The sequence below is a fragment of the Faecalibacterium langellae genome (assembly GCF_002549775.1).
Classification (GTDB): Bacteria; Bacillota; Clostridia; order Oscillospirales; family Ruminococcaceae; genus Faecalibacterium; species Faecalibacterium langellae.
Window position 1 is genome coordinate 1 of record NZ_NMTR01000003.1, and the last position, 2,686, is coordinate 2,686.

Here is a 2,686-nt window from a genome sequence, read left to right on the forward strand (position 1 = left end):
CGAGTTTGATTCTTTCCGTTACGCCCTGTGTAATATATCCGATTCTGTATTTTTCTCCAGTCTCTACATCGGTAAAGACCACCTCAGTATCACAATCACCGCTCACTTTTACAGTTCCCCAAAGTGGCTGTATTTGTTCTGTCTTTATGGTGCCTTCATCGTTTGAAAGGGTGAAAGTATGGATTCTCTGAATATTGATATAAATCGCCACCAGAAAAACCGCTGCCAGACATAAAGCAAACTTTCTTGTTTTCATCGAAACACCTCCTGTAAATTCGGTTTTATCGAGTCATATCACATAAGTGGATGCTTCAAACTTACAGCTCAGTTTCCACTGCAAGCTGCTCCTGCTTCTCTTTTTCATCAGCGATTTGGACATCAACATCTTCGCGCATCTTTTTCAGAAGTGCAAGGACTCTCTTGATTTGATCCTTGGTATTCTCCACTCTGCTCTGTGCCTGATTGATGTGATCCAGAACTGCCCAGTCTGCAAAGAGGCCGTCAAAGAAGAAATCTGCAAATTTCAGAAAGCTGTCTACCGTGACCTGAAGGTCTGCGGTGATCTCAACATCGGCAAGCTCAGTTTTGAACCGCCGCAGTTCCACTTGAAGCTGTTCGATTTGTTCCTGCGCATCGTCCAGTTCCGCATACTTGGCGAGATCCACCCCCAGACCACCACCCATCACGTCCCATGTACTCCAGCCCTCGGCATTGTCGAGGGTTTCCAGAACTTCGTTGACCGTATGCAGGGCAGTCTTTCCGGCGTTGATGGCCTCTAGCAGCTCCCGCTTTTGGACTTTCAGCGCGGCAATGCGACTTTCACTTTCCGCAACCTGCTGTGCGGCAGGGTGGGCAGAAACTTTGATGCTTTTGATTTTTTCGGAAAGAGCAGCTTGATACTGCCTTTCGCAATCGGACAGCCGTTCCAGTCTATTTTGAATCTGCTCCAAGTCGGCATCAACGGAAGAAAGATCATGGAGAGCCGCATCGTACTTGACACGGGCTGCATAGGCTTCCTGCCGTTCTTTGTCCAGCTTTTCATCCATTTTTCCAATCACTTGATAGAAAAATGCGGCAAGGCTGTGTCCCTCCAGACGGTCCACATCAGCCTGCTCTGCCAGCTTGGATTTTTCCAGCTTTTTCAGGCGATCAGCAAGCGTATCTCTCTGGGCGGTCAGTTCTTTCTGTTTTGCTTCGCAGCTTTTCTTTTCAGCGACCTGCTGCCAAAGCTCTTTCAACGTAGAATCACTCATATGGAATGTCCTTTCCCGGCATTACGTTTCTTCGTTCAGAAGCTGGTTCAAAAAATGCTGCCGATTATTTACAAATGTTTTGGTGATAACGTAGCTGTCCGTATCTTCATACTGACAAGGATGAATCGTGCCATTGTCGAAGCTAAAAATCTCAGCATCAGGCATTCCGAGGAGAATGGGTGAATGTGATACGATAATGAATTGCGCCCCTTCTTGGGCACACCGATAAATGTTGATCAGTAACGTGAGCTGCCGCTGCGGGGATAAAGCGGCTTCCGGCTCGTCAAAAATATAGACTCCATCTGCACCCATGTAGTCCTGCGCAATGGCGAGGAAACTTTCACCGTGTGATTTTTGGTGATAGCCTTTGGAGGGATGATCGTCATCGGAATAGTCGATTTCCTTGGTGGCTACATTATAGAAACTCTCTGCTCGGAGAAAATACCCGAACTTTGGTCTGCGATACCCCTTGGAAATCGTCATAGCCTCACATAGTTCCGAATGGGAGTTGTATGTGGAAAATGAATAGTTCTTCGTTCCACCCTCTGCGTTGAAGCCGTAAGCAACAGCGATTGCTTCCAGAAGCGTAGATTTTCCACTTCCATTTTCGCCAACAAAGAACGTAATGGGCTTATGGAATGTAAAAGTGTCGATTCCACTGATGGCAGGAATCTGACGAACATAATTGTATGGGCGAACTCTGTTCCAGTCGATGGTCAGCCCTTGGATAAACAAATCGTTCATACAGCACTCCATACTATATAATGTAAGAAACACTTAGCTCCGCTCAAACCCAAGATAGCGGGTGCCCTGAAAACTCAGCTTTCCGATGTCGCCCTGCATGAGCAGACCATAATCGCTTCCGTCCACTTCAAATTCCATGCGGTCGCCGCTCTCCACCTGAAAAGTCACATAGTACGATGTAAATGTGCTAGTGTCGTATCCGTGCGCACCGGACATATCGCCGGCATTGGCACTGCTGGAATGCGAAACATCGGTGCGCTTTGCTACCACTGTTGCCGGAACGGTAAGCCGCGGCGAGTGGTTGTTTTTGTTCCATGTGCGGAGATTTGAAATTAGAGCAAAGAAAAACATTCCAATAAAAAGCAGGAACAGGATTGGGAAAATGAAGCTGAATATAGCGTCAAACCATCCAAAAAACATTTTACTCCTCCAAAATTTCTTCCATCAGGTCCTTTACATCGTCCAGAAAAGATTCTTCACCGAGGGTGTTCACCTTGAAGAACACCGCTTGACTGCCTCCTGCGGTGATGGCAGACAGCCGGATCGGACTGTCTCCATTCTGGAACAGGGTCAGTGTCAGACTCAGGCGGTTGCCGCCCATCATGCTGTACCGTTCAAATACACGGACACTGCACCGGGCATCGCCCTCTTTGAAATCACTGCCTGCCTCTAAATCTGCCGACCAACTG

Annotated in this window: 5 protein-coding genes; all 5 read right to left on the minus strand. The window is 47.6% G+C overall.

Annotated features, from left to right (window positions below; genetic code table 11):
* Window positions 1-256 (minus strand): hypothetical protein (locus CGS49_RS01210; RefSeq protein ID WP_097800157.1); only part of this gene is annotated, 256 nt, incomplete at its 3' end.
* Between the two features lie 61 nt (window positions 257-317).
* A complete protein-coding gene (locus CGS49_RS01215; protein ID WP_097800158.1) occupies window positions 318-1,253 on the minus strand; it encodes a hypothetical protein in 936 nt (311 codons plus the stop codon).
* A 21-nt stretch (window positions 1,254-1,274) separates the two neighbouring features.
* Window positions 1,275-1,997, minus strand: a complete 723-nt coding sequence (locus CGS49_RS01220; RefSeq protein ID WP_005921747.1) for an AAA family ATPase — start codon at window positions 1,995-1,997, stop codon at window positions 1,275-1,277.
* A gap of 33 nt (window positions 1,998-2,030) precedes the next feature.
* A complete protein-coding gene (locus tag CGS49_RS01225; RefSeq protein ID WP_005945560.1) occupies window positions 2,031-2,417 on the minus strand; it encodes a DUF2500 domain-containing protein in 387 nt (128 codons plus the stop codon).
* Window position 2,418: 1 nt separating this feature from the next.
* A partial coding sequence (locus CGS49_RS01230) for a DUF6054 family protein (protein ID WP_097800159.1) occupies window positions 2,419-2,686 on the minus strand: 268 nt, incomplete at its 5' end.